Annotated in this window: 16 protein-coding genes; 5 read left to right on the top strand and 11 right to left on the bottom strand. The window is 46.5% G+C overall.

What is annotated here, in order from left to right:
• The first annotated feature begins 27 nt into the window (after window positions 1-27).
• On the top strand, window positions 28-309 hold the full coding sequence (locus KIO97_RS01510) for a DUF3624 domain-containing protein (RefSeq protein WP_038889599.1): 282 nt from the start codon (window positions 28-30) through the stop codon (window positions 307-309).
• Window positions 310-462: 153 nt separating this feature from the next.
• Here KIO97_RS01510 and argH read toward each other — a convergent pair whose 3' ends face one another.
• From argH to argC, 4 genes are all read right to left on the bottom strand, one after another.
• A complete protein-coding gene (gene argH, locus KIO97_RS01505; protein WP_285380629.1) occupies window positions 463-2,337 on the bottom strand; it encodes an argininosuccinate lyase in 1,875 nt (624 codons plus the stop codon).
• Between the two features lie 249 nt (window positions 2,338-2,586).
• Window positions 2,587-3,801, bottom strand: coding sequence for an argininosuccinate synthase (locus KIO97_RS01500; RefSeq protein WP_005432709.1), 1,215 nt, complete (start codon window positions 3,799-3,801; stop codon window positions 2,587-2,589).
• A 90-nt stretch (window positions 3,802-3,891) separates the two neighbouring features.
• Window positions 3,892-4,683: an acetylglutamate kinase gene (gene argB, locus KIO97_RS01495; RefSeq protein ID WP_285380628.1), complete on the bottom strand. Its 792-nt coding sequence runs from the start codon at window positions 4,681-4,683 to the stop codon at window positions 3,892-3,894.
• A gap of 21 nt (window positions 4,684-4,704) precedes the next feature.
• Window positions 4,705-5,709, bottom strand: a complete 1,005-nt coding sequence (gene argC, locus KIO97_RS01490; protein WP_285380627.1) for an N-acetyl-gamma-glutamyl-phosphate reductase — start codon at window positions 5,707-5,709, stop codon at window positions 4,705-4,707.
• A gap of 144 nt (window positions 5,710-5,853) precedes the next feature.
• On the opposite strand from argC, the gene argE reads away from it, so the two are divergent.
• The 3 genes from argE to KIO97_RS01475 all read left to right on the top strand — a co-directional run bounded on the left by argE (window position 5,854) and on the right by KIO97_RS01475 (window position 10,883).
• Window positions 5,854-6,990, top strand: coding sequence for an acetylornithine deacetylase (gene argE, locus KIO97_RS01485; RefSeq protein ID WP_045453524.1), 1,137 nt, complete (start codon window positions 5,854-5,856; stop codon window positions 6,988-6,990).
• A 278-nt stretch (window positions 6,991-7,268) separates the two neighbouring features.
• A complete protein-coding gene (gene ppc / locus KIO97_RS01480; RefSeq protein WP_285380625.1) occupies window positions 7,269-9,902 on the top strand; it encodes a phosphoenolpyruvate carboxylase in 2,634 nt (877 codons plus the stop codon).
• Between the two features lie 441 nt (window positions 9,903-10,343).
• The gene (locus KIO97_RS01475) at window positions 10,344-10,883 is read left to right on the top strand and encodes a PadR family transcriptional regulator (RefSeq protein ID WP_005532739.1); all 540 of its coding nucleotides are present in this window, start codon (window positions 10,344-10,346) and stop codon (window positions 10,881-10,883) included.
• 69 nt (window positions 10,884-10,952) lie between these two features.
• On the opposite strand, the gene metF is transcribed toward KIO97_RS01475, so the two are convergent.
• The 3 genes from metF to KIO97_RS01460 form a co-directional block, all read right to left on the bottom strand.
• On the bottom strand, window positions 10,953-11,855 hold the full coding sequence (gene metF / locus KIO97_RS01470; protein WP_005432740.1) for a methylenetetrahydrofolate reductase: 903 nt from the start codon (window positions 11,853-11,855) through the stop codon (window positions 10,953-10,955).
• 271 nt (window positions 11,856-12,126) lie between these two features.
• Window positions 12,127-14,535 (bottom strand): bifunctional aspartate kinase/homoserine dehydrogenase II, encoded by a 2,409-nt coding sequence (locus tag KIO97_RS01465; RefSeq protein WP_285380624.1) that lies wholly within the window; start codon window positions 14,533-14,535, stop codon window positions 12,127-12,129.
• A 16-nt stretch (window positions 14,536-14,551) separates the two neighbouring features.
• Entirely contained in the window at window positions 14,552-15,712 is a 1,161-nt protein-coding gene (locus KIO97_RS01460; RefSeq protein WP_005432739.1) for an O-succinylhomoserine (thiol)-lyase, read from the bottom strand.
• 229 nt (window positions 15,713-15,941) lie between these two features.
• Here KIO97_RS01460 and metJ point away from each other — a divergent pair, with 229 nt between their 5' ends.
• On the top strand, window positions 15,942-16,262 hold the full coding sequence (gene metJ / locus KIO97_RS01455; protein ID WP_005432736.1) for a met regulon transcriptional regulator MetJ: 321 nt from the start codon (window positions 15,942-15,944) through the stop codon (window positions 16,260-16,262).
• Between the two features lie 110 nt (window positions 16,263-16,372).
• Here the strand turns inward: metJ and KIO97_RS01450 are convergent, their stop codons facing one another.
• The 4 genes from KIO97_RS01450 to KIO97_RS01435 form a co-directional block, all read right to left on the bottom strand.
• Entirely contained in the window at window positions 16,373-17,650 is a 1,278-nt protein-coding gene (locus tag KIO97_RS01450) for a malic enzyme-like NAD(P)-binding protein (RefSeq protein WP_005451474.1), read from the bottom strand.
• 209 nt (window positions 17,651-17,859) lie between these two features.
• On the bottom strand, window positions 17,860-18,336 hold the full coding sequence (gene bfr, locus KIO97_RS01445; protein ID WP_005432738.1) for a bacterioferritin: 477 nt from the start codon (window positions 18,334-18,336) through the stop codon (window positions 17,860-17,862).
• A 74-nt stretch (window positions 18,337-18,410) separates the two neighbouring features.
• Window positions 18,411-18,599: a (2Fe-2S)-binding protein gene (locus KIO97_RS01440; protein WP_005432737.1), complete on the bottom strand. Its 189-nt coding sequence runs from the start codon at window positions 18,597-18,599 to the stop codon at window positions 18,411-18,413.
• Window positions 18,600-18,935: 336 nt separating this feature from the next.
• Window positions 18,936-19,760 (bottom strand): elongation factor Tu (locus KIO97_RS01435; RefSeq protein ID WP_285380622.1); only part of this gene is annotated, 825 nt, incomplete at its 5' end.

Below are 19,760 nucleotides of genomic sequence, written 5' to 3'. Positions count from 1 at the left end.
GAACAAATAGATAGTATGGATAAAGCGATGGCTTGCCGTAGCTGTAAAGAACATTGGTTTTGGAAAAAAATTGGGCGTTGCCAACGATGCATGGATCAACTGACGGTACTTTCCGTCTTATGTTGGATCGTGTGGTGGTTTGCGTTTAAAGATGATCCGCAAAGCATAGAGTCGATCGCGCTGATCTTTGCCGGATTTGCATTTAATGGTTTGCTGTTTTTACACCTTTGGATGCGCTTCGTGATTTTGCCGTGGCAGCGTCGTCGCAACAAACAAAGTAAGAATGATCATCGCTCAAACGACAGATAGAAAAAAGCCCCAAGACCAATACCGGTCTTGGGGCTCTCTTAGATTCTTCTAAGAAAAAGCAGTGGTACTTTAATAGACCGGGCTTCCTCTCAAAGGTTCCAAATTTTTTCTGATTTTTTGAGTATTTTCTTAAATACTAATAGAATCATCAACCTAGGCTACGTTACTTTTCTTGATCAATTGTTCGAACAAGTTGATCTCCAGTGCAACTTCATCACATGCATGTTGACGCGGACACTGATCGCAATCTTTCAGTACTTTCTCAGGCAACAATGACTTCGACGTTGGCAAGAAGCTCTGCTTCATAAAGAATTCTGGCGTACGTGTCAGCACAAAGACTTTCTTGATGGCCATTTGGCGCGCTTTCTCGACCAGATAGTTCACTATCGCACTGCCCTGCCCTTGGCCTTGCCAGCCAGCTTCAATGCCTAGAGAGCGAATCTCTGCTAGCCCTGAGTCATAAACATACAAAGATGCACAGCCTGTTACCTCTCCGTGATGCTCGGCAACCGCAAAGGAGCCAATATCACGTACCAACTCATTACGTGAGCGTGGTAAGTTCTCGCCCATATTTGCCCAGTACGCCACCATGCCTTCCAATGTCTCGATATCCGTCAAACGAGCAGGACGTACTTTGACTGCTGAAGTATCGCGTTGAGACAGACGTTTATCTGCTTGGTCGACAGCGTAAGCCACTTGTTGCGGCGACACACCACCAAGCGCACAACGTTTCTCAAGGCATGAATCGATGGTCAAGATGTCATACACATCCGCCTCAATCACTTCCGAGAAGGATTTCAATTCTTCAATCGACAACTCTTCTAACGCACAGCCTTTGGCAATTGCACCAACCACGGCAACGCCGACGATATGGTGCGCTTCACGGAATGGGATGCCTTTCGCCACTAGGTAATCCGCCAGCTCAGTTGAGTTTGCGTAACCTTGCTTCGCCGCTTCTAACGTACGCTCGCCATTAACCTTAATGCCATCGAAACACAATGCTGCCATTTCCATACAGTCGTTCCATGTGTCAAGCGCATCGAACAGACCTTCTTTGTCTTCCTGCATGTCTTTGTTGTAAGCCAGTGGCAAAGCTTTCACTGTCATCATCATGCCAGCAAGCGCGCCATATACACGACCTGTCTTACCACGAATGAGCTCGAGTGCATCTGGGTTTTTCTTTTGTGGCATCAGAGAAGAGCCGGAAGTCACCGTATCAGCCAACTCAATAAAGTTAGACTCACCTGAGTTGTAGAAGATCATGTCTTCTGCCAAACGAGATAGGTGTAACATCGAGATAGACGCCACGGACATCAGCTCCATCACATGGTCTCGGTCAGAAACAGAGTCTAGTGAGTTACGTGTCGCACGATGGAAACCAAGGTTGTGAGCCAGCTCTTCACGGTCGATTGGGTAAGCGGTACCAGCAAGTGCACCCGAACCGAGAGGACACGTATCCAAACGCTTTAGCGCATCGTTCAGACGTGAGTAATCACGCTCAAACATTTCAACATAAGCCAAACACCAGTGCGCAAACGTCACAGGCTGAGCACGTTGTAAATGCGTATAACCAGGAAGAACAGTACCTTGATGCTGCTTAGCAACGCCAACCATTTGAGTTTGTAGGCGATCAAGTGCAATTAACAGCTGCTGGCCTTGCTGACGACACCAAAGCTTGAGATCGGTTGCCACTTGGTCGTTACGAGAACGTCCCGTGTGTAGCTTTTTACCTAGGTCGCCGACCTTGTTGATCAGTTGCTGCTCGACCCAAGAGTGGATATCTTCAGCGTCTGAGCGCAAGATTTGATGTGGGTCTTCCATCACTTCAAGCTTGAGTTCATTCAGTGCCAACTCAAGCTTTTGTTGTTCATCTGCAGATAACACGTCAACAGACAGCAATGCTTTAGACCACGCAATTGAGCCTACGATATCTTGCTCAGCCAATCGGTAATCGAAACGCAATGAATCGTTGAAGTCTTTAAATCTGGTATCTGCCGCTTGGGTAAATCTTCCGCCCCATAATGCCATTGCGTCTCTCCTGATGACTATTGCTTACGCTAACGTGTTATTCATTAAGTGTTGACCAAACCGGTGGTCATTTACTCACTTTTTCTTATGCCTCAACGTTACGATAATCGCAGACAAAAATAAAGTATAAATTCAATATTTTTACATATTTATTCATGGTTATTTTATCTTTATGCCAATGAGGTCAGCAAAAAACAAAAAGACCTGCCAACAGTGGCAGGTCTCTTACTTATAAAGCGTTAAATTGGCTTATTTTTTCTGGCTGTTCAACGCACGAATACGGCTTGATAGCGAGTAAAGACGGATAAAGCCTTCAGCATGGCTTTGGTCATAAACTTCATCTTCACCAAAAGTAGCGAACTCTTCAGAGTACAAACTGTTATCCGAACGTTTTTGCGTCACTGTTGCTTGGCCTTTGTAAAGCTTCACTACCACTTCGCCATTCACGTCTTGCGCAAGCTCTTCAGAAGCCGCAAGAATAGACTTACATAGAGGGGTGAACCAACGACCATCATAAACAAGGTGCGATGCTTTCAAGCCAAGCTCTTCACGGAATTCAAATGATGCTTTGTCCAACACAAGTTGCTCTACCGCACGCAGCGCTTCCATCATGATGGTGCCACCCGGAGTTTCATAGCAACCACGAGACTTCATACCCACCAGACGGTTTTCTACGATATCAATACGACCAACACCGTGCTTCGCACCTTTCTCGTTTAGATATACCAACGCGTTGTATGGTGTCATCGCTTCACCGTCCACCTCAACAATTTCACCTTTCGCTACTTTCAACGTCACGGTTTCAGCTTCATTCGGTGCTTGCTCAGGGTCTACCGTCCAAGCCCAGCAATCTTCATTTGGCGCATTCCATGTATCTTCTAGAACGCCACCTTCAGTAGAAATGTGCCATGCGTTTGCATCACGTGAGTAAATCTTAGTAAGAGATGCTGAACAAGGGATATTACGCTCTGCTAGGTAATCCAGACACTCTTCACGGCTCACTAGATCCCACTCACGCCAAGGCGCAATAACATGCAGATCTGGTGCTAGTGCTGCAAATGCACCTTCAAAACGTACTTGGTCGTTACCCTTACCTGTACAGCCATGACACAGCGCGTCTGCGCCCACTTTACGTGCGACTTCAACCTGCGCTTTAGCAATAATTGGACGCGCCATTGATGTACCTAGTAGGTATTTACCTTCATAGTAAGCACCGGTTTTTAGTGTCGGGAAAATGTAGTCCGCGACCATTTCTTCTTTCAGGTCTGCGATGTAACACTCAGAAGCACCAGAAGCTTTTGCTTTTGCTTCAATGCCTTCTAGCTCTTCTGCACCCTGACCAACATCGGCAACGAAAGCCACCACTTCACAGTCGTAGTTCTCTTTTAGCCACGGGATGATTACTGAAGTATCTAGACCGCCTGAGTATGCGACTACCACTTTATTTACGTTCACTTTGCTCATGTTTTTTCTCCAAACTTAACTGGCGCTGCTCTCGGCGGTCAGTGCCAACCACTTCCTAATGTTGAATTCTTTAACTGTTTTGCTTCTGCTTTATTGCGGCAGAAACTGCGTTCCAATACTTTCACCCGCGAATAGCTGGGGCAGTTTCTCTGGGTAACGCCATGTCGCGACTTCGATAGGACGACCAAGATCATTGGCGGCTTCCAAAGCAGCTTTAACTTTGACGATCATGCCGTCGGTGATCACTTGCCCTTGGATCAATGCATCGGCTTCTTGCTCAGATAGCGTTTTGATCAAATGCCCTTTGCCATCGAGTACACCGCTCACATCAGACAGAAGCACTAGCTCCGCATCTAACGCACCGGCCACGGCAACCGCAGCTTGGTCAGCGTTCACATTCATCATCTGACCTTTTTCAGTCAGACCAATTGAGCTGATGATCGGCAGTGCACCTGCGTTTAGCACCGCTTGTAATAAGGTCGAATCACCTGGTGATGCTTTGCCTACTGCTCCTAGCTCTGGGTCAAGTTCTTCAACATGACATAACCCACCATCAGCGAGGCTAAGACCCACCGCATTCAGACCATCTGCAATCGCTTGACCTTGAAGCAACTTGTTTGCGGTACCTGCAAGCGCGCCTGCAATCACAGGAATTTGCTCATAAGGCGTCACACGAAGACCGTTTTTCTTTACGGTTTCAAGCTGAAGCTTTGCCATCAACTCATCAACTAGGTAGCCACCGCCATGAACGATGGCGATTTGTCGCTGTGCCGACTTTTGGTAAGCCGCAATGGCACCAAACAGTTGGCTTAAGGTTTGAGTGCAAGATAGAGCTGCACCACCGAGCTTAATGACTAAAGGAGCTTGATTGGTTTGCGTCATCGCATTTCCCTCTTTCAACGACTACAGCAACGCTGTCAGTTCTGGGTAACCGTAATGAATATTGAGACATTGCATCGCTTGACTCGATGCACCTTTGAGTAGGTTGTCGATTGCCGAAATCACAATGATGTGTTCGCCTTGTACCTTCCAGCCGATATCACAGAAAGGGGTATTTTCGACATCCTGAATACGTGGAATACCGTCACCTTTAAGGCGAACCGCAGGCTTGCCTTGATAAGCTTGTTCAAACGCTTGTGCCACTTGTGCTTCCGTCACGCCTTGCGCCAACTTCATCGTGATCGTGGCAAGAATGCCGCGCTTAAAGTTGCCTAGGTGTGGAGTAAAAATCACATCGCAACCCAAGTGCTGAGCAATCTCTGGTTGGTGACGATGGTTAAACACACCGTAAGGTTGCAAGCTCACTTCGCAGAAGCTGTTAACCATGGAGGCTTTACGCCCTGCGCCAGATACACCACTGGTTGCATTAATCACAGGCCATTGGTTGGTATCCAGTAATGCGTGTTCTAATAAAGGTTTGATTGCAAGCTGTGAAGCGGTTGGGTAGCAACCTGCTACTGCAATCAAAGGAGTGGTTTTTATTAATTCTTGGTTCCACTCTGCTAAGCCGTATGCTGCTTTATCTAACCAGTTGTTATATTGATGTTCGAAGCCATAAAAGGTGTTGTAGAAGCCTTCGCTTTTCACACGGAATGCACCCGATAAATCGAATACCTGACATCCCGCCTCTAAAAAGATAGGAGCCAAGTCGTGGCTTACTTCATGTGCTGTGGCCAGAAAGACCACATCAGACACTTGAGCGACTTGCTCAGGGTCAGTCAGCGGCGAAACTGGCATATCAATCACACCTGCTAACTTGCCGTGCAATTGAGCAATATTCTTTCCTGCATCTACGCTATTGGCGGAAACGTATAAACCTGATAGCGTGAGTTCAGGGTGTTTGTTGACCATTAAAGCCAACTCTGCGCCGGTGTAGCCGCTGGCTCCGATAATCGTAGTTTTTAGCATTACATGACATCCATATACTTAAGGCTCAAAATGACTATTCATATTTAATTTTTGCTTTATTTTGATTTTTTATTCATTAAATATGATTTAATATGTGTTTTACATTTTTGTGCTCTGTCTGTCAATAGGAGAATTGAAGAATCCATGCAATTACCAAGTTTTCTAGAGGTCTATGAAGGACTGATCAGTACCTCTTCGATCAGCTCAACCGATCCAAGCTGGGATCAAGGCAATGCCAAAGTGATCGAGAAGCTAGCTTCTTGGTTTAAAGATCTTGGCTTCAGCGTTGAAGTGATCGAAGTGGAACCAGGCAAACACAATATGATCGCACGTATGGGCGAAGGTGAAGGCGGTCTACTTCTAGCTGGTCACAGCGATACCGTGCCATTTGATGAAGGACGCTGGAGTTTTGATCCACATAAACTAACCGAGAAAGACAACCGCTTTTATGGTCTGGGTACGGCCGATATGAAAGGCTTCTTTGCCTTCATTTATGAAGCGGTAAAGAAAGTCGATTGGAGTAAGCAGAACAAGCCACTTTATGTATTAGCGACCTGTGATGAAGAAACCACCATGCTGGGTGCGCGTCATTTTACTGAGAATGCGCCTTTTAAACCGGACTACTGCATCATTGGTGAGCCCACCAGCCTAGTGCCCATTCGTGGTCATAAAGGGCACGTAGCAAATGCCATTCGCGTAACCGGCAAATCCGGTCACTCATCCGATCCTGCACTCGGCGTCAATGCCATTGAAATCATGCATGAAGTCATGTTTGCCATGATGCAACTGCGCGACAAATTGGTTAAAGAGTATCACCATCCGGGTTTTGCCATTCCAAGCCCAACCCTAAACCTTGGTCATATCCATGGCGGTGACAGCGCAAACCGGATTTGCGGTTGCTGTGAACTGCATTATGACGTGCGTCCTCTTCCTGGTATCAGCCTAGATGGTTTAGAGAACATGTTGCGTGGCGCATTAAAAGAAGTCGAAGCGAAATGGCCAGGGCGATTAGAGATTATTCCCCTGCACGAGCCAATTCCGGGTTACGAATGCCAACATGACCACCCATTTATTGGTGGTGTTGAAGAGATCTGCCAAACCAGTTCGGAGACCGTTAACTACTGTACTGAAGCACCATTCCTACAGCAGTTGTGCCCAACCTTAGTTCTCGGCCCTGGTTCTATTGACCAAGCCCACCAGCCAGATGAATTCCTCTCTTTCGACTTTATTGACCCAACCATCGATGTGCTGTCACGTGCGATGGTGAAATATTGTTGTTAGTCGCATTCTGTACTTTCCTGACAATGCAGCTCAATTGAGCTGCATTTTGTTATCTTCGATTCTCTTCTTCTAGCACGCTATATCCTTCTTTAAGCGGCTATTTTGTAATTAATTTTCACTTCTACCGAGAGAAGCAGGCCTAATTTTGCTCTAAATCAGGTCAGCAGCGGAATAATTGCAAACTTACTCTGCTTTATTTGACTAGAACTGGTTATTTTCGCTAGATTGGAGTCTTAACAAGGACAATGGATGTAGTTTTTTTACGAGGCAGGATGACAATGAACGAGAAATACGCCGCACTCAAAAGTAATGTGCGCATGTTGGGCCACCTTCTGGGCAACACGATTCGTGATGCTCATGGCGAAGAAATCTTCGAGAAAGTGGAAACCATTCGTAAATTATCCAAATCGGCTCAAGCTGGAAATAGCGCTGACAGAGAAAGCTTAATAGAAGAAATTAAAAGCCTGCCAGATGAGCAATTGACGCCCGTTACTCGCGCGTTCAACCAATTTCTAAACCTGACCAATATTGCTGAGCAATACCACACCATTTCACGCCACTGTGAAGAGCATATCTGCGAACCTGACGCAATTAACTCGCTGTTCTCAAAGCTGGTGCAAAATGATGTAAGCAAGCTAGACACGGCACAAGCGGTTCGTGACCTGAACATTGAATTAGTTCTCACTGCGCACCCGACCGAAATCACTCGTCGCACCATGATCAACAAACTGGTGAAGATCAACGAGTGCCTATCTAAGCTAGAACTGAGCGATCTCTCTTTCAAAGAGCGTAAAAAAACTGAACGTCGCCTTGAGCAGCTGATCGTTCAAAGCTGGCACTCTGATGTTATTCGTCAGCAGCGACCTACACCGCTTGATGAAGCCAAGTGGGGCTTTGCAGTAGTCGAAAACTCACTATGGGAAGCCGTACCTGACTTCTTACGTGAAATGAACGACCGCCTGAAATCTTACCTTGGTGAGGGTCTACCAATTGATGCTCGCCCTGTGCACTTCTCATCTTGGATGGGCGGTGACCGCGACGGTAACCCATTTGTGACCCACAGTGTGACTCGTGAAGTACTGCTTCTGTCTCGTTGGAAAGCGGCAGACCTGTACCTTAACGACATCAACGAGCTGATCAGCGAACTGTCTATGACAGTGTGCAACGACAAAGTTCGTGAGCTTGCAGGTGAAGATCAACACGAACCATACCGTGCGATCCTAAAACAGCTACGTTCACTACTGAACGAAACCAAAGATATTCTCGACGCGAAAGTTCACGGCCAGAAGCTGGCAGTCAAAGCACCTCTGCAAAAAGTAGAGCAACTTTGGGAACCACTTTACGCGTGTTACCAGTCGCTAAACGAATGTGGCATGGGCGTGATTGCCAACGGCTCACTGCTGGATACGCTGCGCCGCGTTAAAGCCTTCGGTATCCACCTAGTTCGCCTCGATATTCGTCAAGAAAGTACTCGTCATGCTGACGTGCTTTCTGAATTGACTCGTTACCTAGGCATTGGTGACTATGAGCAGTGGAGCGAGCAAGACAAGATCGCTTTCCTAACCAACGAACTTGCGTCTAAGCGCCCTCTTCTACCTCGTGACTGGGAGCCATCAGAACCCGTTAAAGAGGTGTTGGATACCTGTAAGATTGTTGCCGCACAACCTCGTGAAGCGTTTGGTGCTTACGTTATCTCAATGGCACGTACCGCTTCTGACGTACTTGCCGTGCACCTACTGCTGCAAGAAGCAGGTTGCCCTTACCGCATGGACGTATGTCCACTGTTCGAAACGCTAGACGACTTGAACAACGCGGAAGCGGTTATCAAACAGCTGATGGACATCGACCTATACCGTGGCTTTATCCAGAACCACCAAATGGTCATGATCGGCTACTCTGACTCAGCAAAAGATGCAGGTGTAATGTCAGCAGGTTGGGCGCAATACCACGCGATGGACTCACTGGTTAAGGTTGCAGAAGAAGAAGGCGTTGAACTCACACTGTTCCACGGGCGTGGTGGTACGATTGGTCGTGGTGGTGCGCCAGCACACGCTGCACTACTGTCTCAACCACCTAAGAGTCTGAAAGGCGGTCTGCGCGTAACAGAACAAGGTGAGATGATCCGCTTTAAGCTGGGTCTACCTGATGTTGCCGTTAACAGCTTCAACCTGTACGCAAGTGCAATCCTTGAAGCAAACCTACTGCCACCACCAGAGCCTAAGCAAGAGTGGCGTGATCTAATGGACGTGCTGTCAGAAGTGAGCTGTGAATCTTATCGCAGTGTCGTTCGTGGCGAACCAGACTTCGTGCCTTACTTCCGCCAAGCAACACCGGAGCTTGAGCTAGGTAAACTGCCTCTAGGTTCACGCCCAGCGAAACGTAACCCGAATGGTGGTGTAGAAAGTTTGCGTGCGATTCCATGGATCTTCTCTTGGAGCCAAAACCGTTTGGTTCTGCCAGCATGGTTAGGCGCAGGTGAGGCCATTCAGTACTCTGTAGACAAAGGTCATCAGGCGCTACTGGAAGAAATGTGTCGTGAATGGCCATTCTTCTCAACTCGCCTAGGTATGCTTGAGATGGTGTACACCAAGTGCAACATGGATATCTCTCGTTACTATGATCAGCGCTTGGTTGATGAGTCGCTTCAGCCGCTGGGTGATCGTCTACGTGAGCAACTTCAGCGTGATATTAAGTCAGTACTGAATGTAGAGAACAACGAGAACCTGATGCAAAGCGATCCTTGGGGCCTAGAATCCATTCGCCTACGTAACATCTACGTTGAGCCATTGAACATGCTTCAAGCGGAATTGCTGTACCGTACTCGTCAAACAGAAGAAGCTTCTGCAAACTTAGAAGAAGCATTGATGGTGACGATTGCTGGTATCGCAGCAGGTATGCGTAACACAGGCTAACTGAGCTACGTAGAAAGAACCAAAAGGCTGAGCAAAAGCTCAGCCTTTATTATTATCCGCCAACCACTTCTACTATTTGAACAATACGCAACCAGCTTATTAATCCACACAGAAAACAAAAAGTCCCCATCAAACAAAATAATTCACTACACAAAAACACTATTGAGTATTTTATTAGTTTTTTTGGGTAATTTTGTCCTACTATTCCACTTCATGCTTATTATTTATATACTACTTCCCTGCTGGAAGCTCACAAATCCAATCAAATAAGCTCCAGCTCGATGGAAACATCCATCAACTCTAGGTGATAAACGGCTTTAAGGTGACAGGACCAACATTGTTGGTGCTATCTACACATTAAAAAACTTAAGCGTCATGAAGAACGCAAATGAAAGTGTAGATAGCTTGTTTACAAGTTTATTGACCATTTGGATTGAAGACATGTCATTACCACACGTAATTCTAACTGTACTTAGCACTCGCGACGCTACCGGTTACGACATCACTAAAGAATTCTCAGCTAGCATCGGTTACTTCTGGAAAGCAAGCCACCAACAAGTTTATCGTGAACTTAATAAAATGGCTGAGAAAGAGCTGGTTACTTGCGTATTAGAACCTCAAGAAGGCAAGCCAGACCGTAAGGTTTACTCAATCACTGACGCAGGCCGTAGCGCATTGGGCGAGTGGTTTGATCAGCCAACTGCACACCCAACTGTACGTGACGAATTCTCAGCGAAGCTTATGGCTTGTGCCGTGCAACCTGCAGCGCCGTTCCGTGACCAGCTGTCTGAGCTTGTAGAAGAGTCTCGTAAACTGGTTGCTCACTACAAAGAAATCGAAGCAGCGTACTACGCAACGCCATCAACACTAGACAAACAAGCGCGTCTTGAGCGTCTAACACTTCGTCGCAACTTAATGCTACGTGAAGCTTGGATTAACTGGGCAGAAGAAGTGCTAACAGAACTTGAAGTGATCGGCTAATTCGTCACTTTAAATGAAACGAAAAAGGCTTGCCGATGGCAAGCCTTTTGTTTATTTGGGGAAAGCGTATTAAGCACCTACTGCAACTTGTGGACGAACACCTAGAGTGTGGCAAAGCGCATAGGTCATTTCCGCACGATTTAGGGTGTAAAAGTGGAAATCTTTCACACCTTCACGGCTTAGTACACGCACCATATCAATCGCTTGGCTTGCACCGACTAGCTGACGCGTAACTGGATCATCATCCAAGCCTTCAAACTGCTTGCTCATCCAACCTGGCACTTTTACATTGTTCTGTGCCGCAAAGCGAGAAGCTTGTTTGAAGTTCGAAACAGGTAAGATACCCGGAACGATTTCTACGTCGATTCCAGCAGCAACACAGCGGTCACGGAAACGCAGGTAAGACTCCACATCAAAGAAGAACTGAGTAATCGCGCGGTTTGCACCTGCGTCGACTTTACGCTTTAGATTCAGTAGATCCGATTGCGCACTTTTCGCCTCTGGGTGTACTTCTGGAAATGCCGCTACAGAGATATCGAAATCATGGCGTGCTTTAAGCAGCTCAACCAAGTCCGACGCATACATATCTGGCGCGCCGCCACCCGGTGGAATATCACCACGTAGAGCAACGATGTTCTTGATACCGTTATTCCAGTAATCATCTGCAATGTCGATCAGCTCATCGCGAGTTGCATCAATACAGGTTAGGTGAGGCGCAGCCACAAGACCCGTCGCCGCTTTGATTTCTTTAATGATCGAGTGGGTTCTATCACGCTCGCCTGAGTTTGCGCCGTACGTAACAGAAACGAATTTTGGTTGAAGAGTTTTAAGACGATGCACTGAGTTCCACAGTGTTTCTTCCATCTTCTCACTGCTCGGCGGAAAAAACTCGAATGAGACGTTGATATTGTCTGATAGTTCAGCGATATTCTGGTTTAAGGCATCGATGTGCCCTGCATGCGTGTATCCCATCTTACTCTCCCTGTGGCAACTCCACCACGAAATCAAAATTCCTCAAATCGACGTTTAGACGTCTATATGTCTACAGAATGTATTGAATACGATTTAATGTCAACCTTGTGATTATGAATTTTTCTCAAGTTCATAATGAGGATAGTTCAAGTTGCTTGGCGGCTTATCCTTAGCCTCGCTTTCCGATTCAGTATGGCATTATCCAAATAATAAAAAACCCCGGAAACGCTCCGAGGTTTTGTTGTCGTTCGCAAAAATGGGTTTGGTCAGATCAGAACAAACCAGCCAAGCGATTCAGGTCTGATTGAATGGCCCCTGCGGTTACTTCACGTCCTGCACCTGGCCCACGAATCACTAGTGGATTGTCTTTGTACCATTTACTCTCAATGGCGAAGATATTGTCACATGGCAGCAAATTCGCTAGAGCATGTTCACGTGATAACGCTTCAACGCCTACTGTTGCTTTGCCATTACGCTCTAGACGAGCCACATAACGCAGCACTTGGTCGTTTCTCTGCGCCTTGGTCAAACGTTCTTGAAGAATCTCGCTGAGAATATCTCCTTGGTCGAAGAACGCGTCTAGGCTCAAGTCTCGCAATTCTGCTGGCACCAGCGACTCTACTTTCACGTTCTCTGGTTCAATATCCAAACCAGATTCTCGAGCTAAGATGACCAGCTTACGCATCACATCAGAACCATCAAGGTCAGAACGAGGGTCAGGCTCAGTCAAGCCTTGTTGCCATGCTAAATCAACAAGCTCAGCAAAAGGTACCGAACCATCAAACTGTTGGAATAACCACGATAACGTACCGGAGAAGATGCCTGATAGTGCGACGATATCATCACCACTTTCACGCAAATCTCGAACGGTATGGTTGATTGGTAGCCCTGCACCAACGGTCGCATTGTACAACCAATGGCGGCCAATTTTAGCAAACGCGTCTTGTACTTGATGGTAGTACTGACTGTCCGCCGAACCTGCTACTTTGTTCGCCGAAATTAGGTGAATGCCTTGCTGTGCGATTTCCACATAACGTGTCGCCAGCTCTTTACTTGCCGTAACATCCAGTACCACGGCTTCATCAAAGTTTTGTATCGCACCAAGCTTCGTCAGCCAGTTGCCATCATTCTCTGTGCTTTCATCATCAAAACGCTGAGCAACCGTCGCTGCATCAATACCGTTTTCATCAAACCAGTACGTTTGGCTGTCGACAACCGCTACCAAGTCAAAGCTCATACCGTGACGTTTTTCGAGCTCTTCTTTTTGCTCTGCGAACAGTGATAACCAACTTGACCCAATGTTGCCTTTACCACACAACGCCACCGCTACGCGCTTTTGTGCCTGGAACAATTGGCTATGAATACTTTGTACTAGCTCTTCGACTTCAGCACGACGCAACACGGCGACCAAACTCAAGCCAGATTCCGTCTCTGAAATAAACTCCACCGGAGCGTGTTTCAATTGCTGGTAAAATCCAAAGCAGTGATTCGCATTTTTCGTCACGCCGGCACCGACTGCAGCCAGTAATGAATAGCCCTCTTTCAGTTTGATTTCCGCTTCAACGGCCAACTCTTGCAGATAGGTTAATGCGCCGCCAGCAATCTCTGCGGTGTAGGCTAAACGTAAGGTCTGCTGATCTTCTTGTGCTTCGAATGCTAAAGGCTCCAATTGAGCACGTTTTAGCGCCTGCAGAACTTCTTTCTGCGCTCGCTCAAAATCGTGACCATGGATAAAAGACAGCTGCACTAATAGCACTTCATCAAGAGAGGTAATGATTTTTGCACCGCGGCCGGATGCCAATACACGTTCGATTCGTGTTGAGCCAGACTCTGGCTGGTAGCTGCATTTTAGGTTCAAATCCATCGCGCTTTGAGCCACAGGCTGAAGTGTACGACTGTGTAACACCGGCGCAGCAAGACGAGCCAGCTCACTCGCTTCATCCAAGCGCAATAGAGGGAGCAGGCAAGCATCCGATACCAAACGAGGATCTGCGCTGTAAACGCCAGCCACGTCACTCCAGATGGTCACGGAATTAACTTCAGCTAAAGCACCAATCACGGTTGCTGAGTAGTCTGAACCATTGCGTCCAAGCAATACTGTCTCACCCGCTTCGTTTTGCGCCATAAAGCCAGTAATGATGACGCGTTTATGGCTGTGTTGAGCCAACGCTTCTTTAATCAATACATATGAACGAGCACGATCAACCTCTGGCTGTGTGCCAGCTTCCGCACGCAGAAACACACGTGAATCTTGCGCTACCGCTGGCAGATCCTGCTGTGATAACAGCGCAGCCAGTAAGCGTGCAGACCATACTTCGCCATGACCTAAAACCGCCGCTTTTTGTGTTTCGGTTAGGGGTGCTGTTAACTCTGCCAAGGTACTGAATTCATCTTGAAGAGAAGCAAGCAGTTGCGCTTGTACTTCACCTTCTAGTAAAGCTTCTACCAATTCAGTTTGGAACTGTCGCAAGCTCTGCAAGGCTTCATGGGCAATGCGGCCATCCTTATCTAAGCCTTCTAAAAACTCGATCAAGCGGTTGGTGGTTTTCCCTGCCGCAGAGACCACCACCAAGTCATTTTCTGCCGAATACTCTTTAAGAATAGTTACCACGCGCTGGTAGCACTCGGGGTTCGCTAAGCTGCTGCCGCCAAATTTATGCAGCTGACGTTGTACACTCATGACCTTCCTCTCCCAATTACTGTGCTGCTTTCGCGAATGCTTGCTCAAGATCGGCAATCAGATCTTGCGCATCTTCTAAGCCAACAGATAAACGCAGTAACTGTTGAGAGACACCTGCTTCAGCCAGTGCTTCTTCACCCATCGCACGATGCGTCATTGAAGCTGGGTGGCAAATCAAGCTTTCTACGCCACCTAGCGATTCTGCAAGAGAAAAGAGTTCAAGTTCTTTAACAAACACTTTTAGCTGATCAAATGAGCCGGCAAACTCAAAGCTCAGCATAGAACCAAAGCCCGACTGTTGCTTCTTCGCGATGTCATGACCTGGATGCTCTGGCAAACTTGGATGATAAATCTTCGCCACCAAAGATTGCGTTTGCAAATACGCTAACACTTGCTGAGAGCTTTCTTCGTGAACTCGCATTCGTGCACCCAACGTACGAATTCCTCGAAGTGTCATGTAGCTGTCGAATGGCGTACCCGTTGCACCAATGCAGTTACCCCACCATGCCAGTTCTTCAGCATGCTCTTCAGTCTTGGTGATCACCACGCCACCAATTACATCTGAGTGACCATTGATGTATTTCGTCGTTGAGTGGATAACAAAATCCGCGCCTAGCTCCAAAGGCTTTTGGTACACAGGTGTCAAAAAGGTATTGTCCACGGCAACCAGTGCGCCGACTTGTTTTGCCTTTTCACACACAGCGGCAATATCGACCACGCGCACAAGCGGGTTTGACGGTGTTTCTAGCAAGATAAGCTTTGGCTTTTTCGCAATCGCCGCATCAAGAGCTTGCTGATCCGACTGATCGACAAACTGCACTTTAAAATCACCCTTGTTCGCACGAGTATTGAAAAGACGATAAGTACCGCCGTAACAATCGTGTGGCGCAACAATTAAGTCATCAGGACCAAGAAACGCCGATACCCAAAGGTTTAGCGCTGATGTACCGCAGTTAGTGACAACCGCACCTTTGCCTGATTCAAGCTCATACAACGCTTGCTCGAGCAAACCTCGGTTAGGGTTACCAGAACGGGTGTAATCATATTGTGGGACTTCACCAAACGCTGGGAAGCCATAGTTAGTCGAAAGGTAGATTGGTGGTACAACAGCGTGGTATTGACTGTCTGACTCGATACCAGTGCGTACAGCAATGGTTGCAGGCTTACGGGTGCTCATGAGTGTATCCTTTCACGGGTGGTGACATCTAAATGGGAATGCGCTATATCTAGCTTGTATTGTTCAATTGATTAATATGCTTCCCTAACTATTAACCTCACTTTACTTGTCTAAAAATAAGACGTCAACACTTCTAGACGTCTATATGTCTTTGCTTATGGCGGTAAATGCAGCTAAAATCAGCACCTATATTTATTTTTCTAACTTATTACATTAATGAAGGTGCGCAATGGCTGACTGGAATGGCGAATACATTAGCCCGTATGCTGAGCACGGTAAAAAAAGCGAACAAGTAAAAAAGATTACCGTCTCTATCCCGCTAAAAGTTTTAAAAGTGCTGACTGATGAGCGAACTCGCCGCCAGATCAACAACTTACGCCATGCGACTAACAGTGAACTACTATGTGAAGCGTTCCTACACGCTTACACGGGTCAACCACTGCCAACTGACGAAGACCTTCGTAAAGACCGTCCAGATGATATTCCTACAGAAGCAAAAGCGCTGATGACGGCAATGGGCATCGAATTCGAAGCGTTTGACGAAGAATAATTGCTTACAAATTCGTCAACATTGTGAAGCTGCACCGGGGGTAGCTTCGACCAAACTAAAAAGGGACGCCATCGCGTCCCTTTTTCTTTGTCGTCAGAAAAGACTCTGGCTTACTCAGCCATGTAGTTTTCTGGCATTTCAATACGTGCCACACCTGAATCAACAGCAGCTTGAGCAACCGCTTTTGCGACACGTGGTAGTAGACGTGGGTCCATTGGTTTTGGAATGATGTAGTCAGAGCCAAACTCTAGCTTATCTACGCCAGCTGCTTTCAATACCGCTTCTGGTACTGGCTCTTTCGCTAGTTCACGAATCGCATCAACTGCCGCAAGCTTCATCTCATCGTTGATTTCACTTGCACGAACATCCAATGCACCACGGAAGATGAATGGGAAACACAATACGTTGTTTACTTGGTTCGGGTAATCACTACGACCTGTACCCATGATCAAGTCATCACGCACTTCATGAGCCAGTTCCGGTTTGATTTCTGGATCTGGGTTTGAACATGCGAACACAACTGGCTTGTCTGCCATTAGCTTCAATGCTTCTGCAGGTAGTAGGTTTGGACCCGATACGCCCAAGAACAGATCCGCACCTTCAATTACATCTTCTAGCGTACGCTTATCTGTGTTGTTTGCGAATAGTTGTTTGTATTCGTTTAGGTCGTCACGACGTGTATGGATCACCCCTTTACGATCCAGCATGTAGATCTTCTCGCGCATTGCGCCACATTTGATCAACAGCTCCATACATGCCACGGCCGCAGCTCCAGCACCAAGACAAACGATGGTTGATTCTTCTAACTTCTTACCTTGCAGCTCGATTGCGTTCAACATACCCGCAGCGGTTACGATTGCAGTACCGTGTTGGTCATCGTGGAATACAGGTACGTCACAACGTTCGATAAGACGCTTTTCAATCTCAAAACAATCTGGTGCCTTGATATCTTCTAGGTTAATACCACCGAAAGTGTCAGCAATGTTAGCTACTGTGTCGACAAATTCGTCGATCGTGCGGTGTTTTACTTCGATATCAATTGAATCTAGACCAGCAAAGCGTTTGAACAACAGCGCTTTACCTTCCATTACTGGTTTAGATGCTAGTGGCCCAAGGTTACCAAGACCAAGAATCGCCGTGCCGTTAGAAATAACCGCAACCATGTTGCCTTTCGCCGTGTACTTGTACACGTTATCAGCGTTCTGCGCGATTTCACGTACAGGCTCTGCAACACCAGGGCTGTATGCCAATGCAAGATCATTTGCTGTCTCTGCTGGCTTAGTCAGTTCTACTGCAATTTTTCCTGGGGTTGGGTACGCATGGTAGTCCAATGCTTGTTGGCGGCGTTCTTCTTCTGGGGTGACTTCTTGGCGATTGTCTTCAGACATGGATCGTTTCTCTTTTGTTATTTTTTCGGTAAGGGGGAATAAATTCTAAAGGATAGAAGTCAATCTTCATAGGTAAGATTGCGAGCGATATCCTTAAAAAAGGTAATAATGTAAGAGATAAGACCAGATATCTGCGATTAGCACCTGATAGACAGATCAGGTGCACTTTTAATCACTTTCTTTCGACGAGAAAACAGCGAAATATAATCCTACTCTTCGTCGACGTACTGCGCTTGTAAGTAATTTTCGATACCAGACATTTCGATCAAGCCCAATTGCGTCTCAAGCCAATCAACATGTTCTTCTTCGTCCTCAAGAATATCTTGAAAAAGGTCACGAGAAACATAATCACGAATATCTTCCGCATAAGCGATGGCATCTTTTAGATCTGGGATAGCTGCCATTTCGAGCTTCAAATCACATTCGATCATTTCTTTGGTATCTTCCCCAATCATCAACTTACCAAGATCTTGTAAGTTAGGCAGCCCCTCCAAAAACAAGATACGTTCGATCAGGTGGTCAGCGTGCTTCATTTCATCGATCGACTCGTGGTACTCCTTGTCAGCGAGGTGCTTTAAACCCCAGTCTTTGTACATACGAGCGTGCAGGAAATATTGATTGATAGCGACGAGCTCGTTGCCGAGCACTTTATTGAGATGTTGGATTATGATTGGATCGCCTTTCATGACAAAGCCCTCCTCTTTGGCTTCATTTAAATGTAGAAGCAAATGAGAAGGTGTCAAAAAGGCTTAGCGAATAATTAGCTAGCTTGTTTCAGTGTTAGGTATTCTGTTTCCGCTAAAATTTCTTTAGCTTGCTTGATGCACTTACCGCACTGACTGCCTAACGCTGTGCATCGTTTGATCCCTTTGATGTCTGATACGCCTTCATCTATCGCCAACTTCCTAATTTTCTTGTCAGAGACACCATGGCAAAGACAAACGTACATACTCACAACCTTTAAATTTCACTTTGGGAATAAATATAAACAAGAATCGTTCTTGTTACCAGTTGTATTAAAGGGAGTGACAGAACGTTTTGTTATAACGATTTCAGCCGTTTTAGAGGCTTTCAATGACTTAGCAGACAGCTAGAAACTAGGAGAAAATTGAGTAGAGCTAAAGTTATGTTTTTCAATAACAAAAAATATGACAAAGAAGGGTTGGCTTATAACCATATTGGAGGGAGGAATTGCAGATATAAAAAAGGGAAGCCTTAGCTTCCCTTTTTCTAGCGCTTTCTTCAAAAGAAGAAGAGTGCAAGATTACGATTAATTCAGTAAGAATTAGTCGAAGATCTTAGCAACAACACCAGCACCTACAGTACGGCCACCTTCACGGATAGCGAAACGTAGACCTTCGTCCATAGCGATTGGAGCGATTAGCTCAACTTGCATTTGGATGTTGTCGCCTGGCATTACCATTTCTACGCCTTCTGGTAGAGAGATGTCACCAGTTACGTCAGTTGTACGGAAGTAGAACTGTGGACGGTAGCCTTTGAAGAATGGAGTGTGACGACCACCTTCATCTTTAGAAAGTACGTATACTTCTGACTCGAACTTAGTGTGTGGAGTGATTGAACCAGGCTTAGCTAGTACTTGACCACGTTCAACTTCATCACGCTTAGTACCACGTAGAAGTGCACCAACGTTCTCACCAGCGCGACCTTCGTCAAGAAGCTTACGGAACATTTCAACACCAGTACATGTAGTAGTAGTAGTGTCTTTGATACCAACGATAGCAACTTCGTCACCTACGTTTAGGATACCACGTTCGATACGGCCAGTTACTACTGTACCACGACCTTGGATTGAGAATACGTCTTCGATAGGCATTAGGAATGGCATATCTACTGCACGCTCTGGCTCAGGAATGTATGAATCTAGCGCTTCTGCTAGTTCAACAATCTTAGCTTCCCACTGCTCTTCGCCGTTTAGTGCGCCTAGTGCAGAACCTTGGATAACTGGTAGGTCATCACCTGGGAAGTCGTACTCAGATAGAAGTTCACGAACTTCCATTTCTACTAGTTCTAGTAGCTCTTCATCATCAACCATGTCACATTTGTTCATGAATACGATGATGTATGGGATACCAACCTGACGGCCTAGTAG

It is taken from the genome of Vibrio sp. B181a, assembly GCF_030248375.1.
GTDB lineage: Bacteria > Pseudomonadota > Gammaproteobacteria > Enterobacterales > Vibrionaceae > Vibrio > Vibrio campbellii.
The sequence above is the reverse complement of the archived record's forward strand: the minus strand, read 5'-3'. Positions and strand labels throughout refer to the sequence as shown.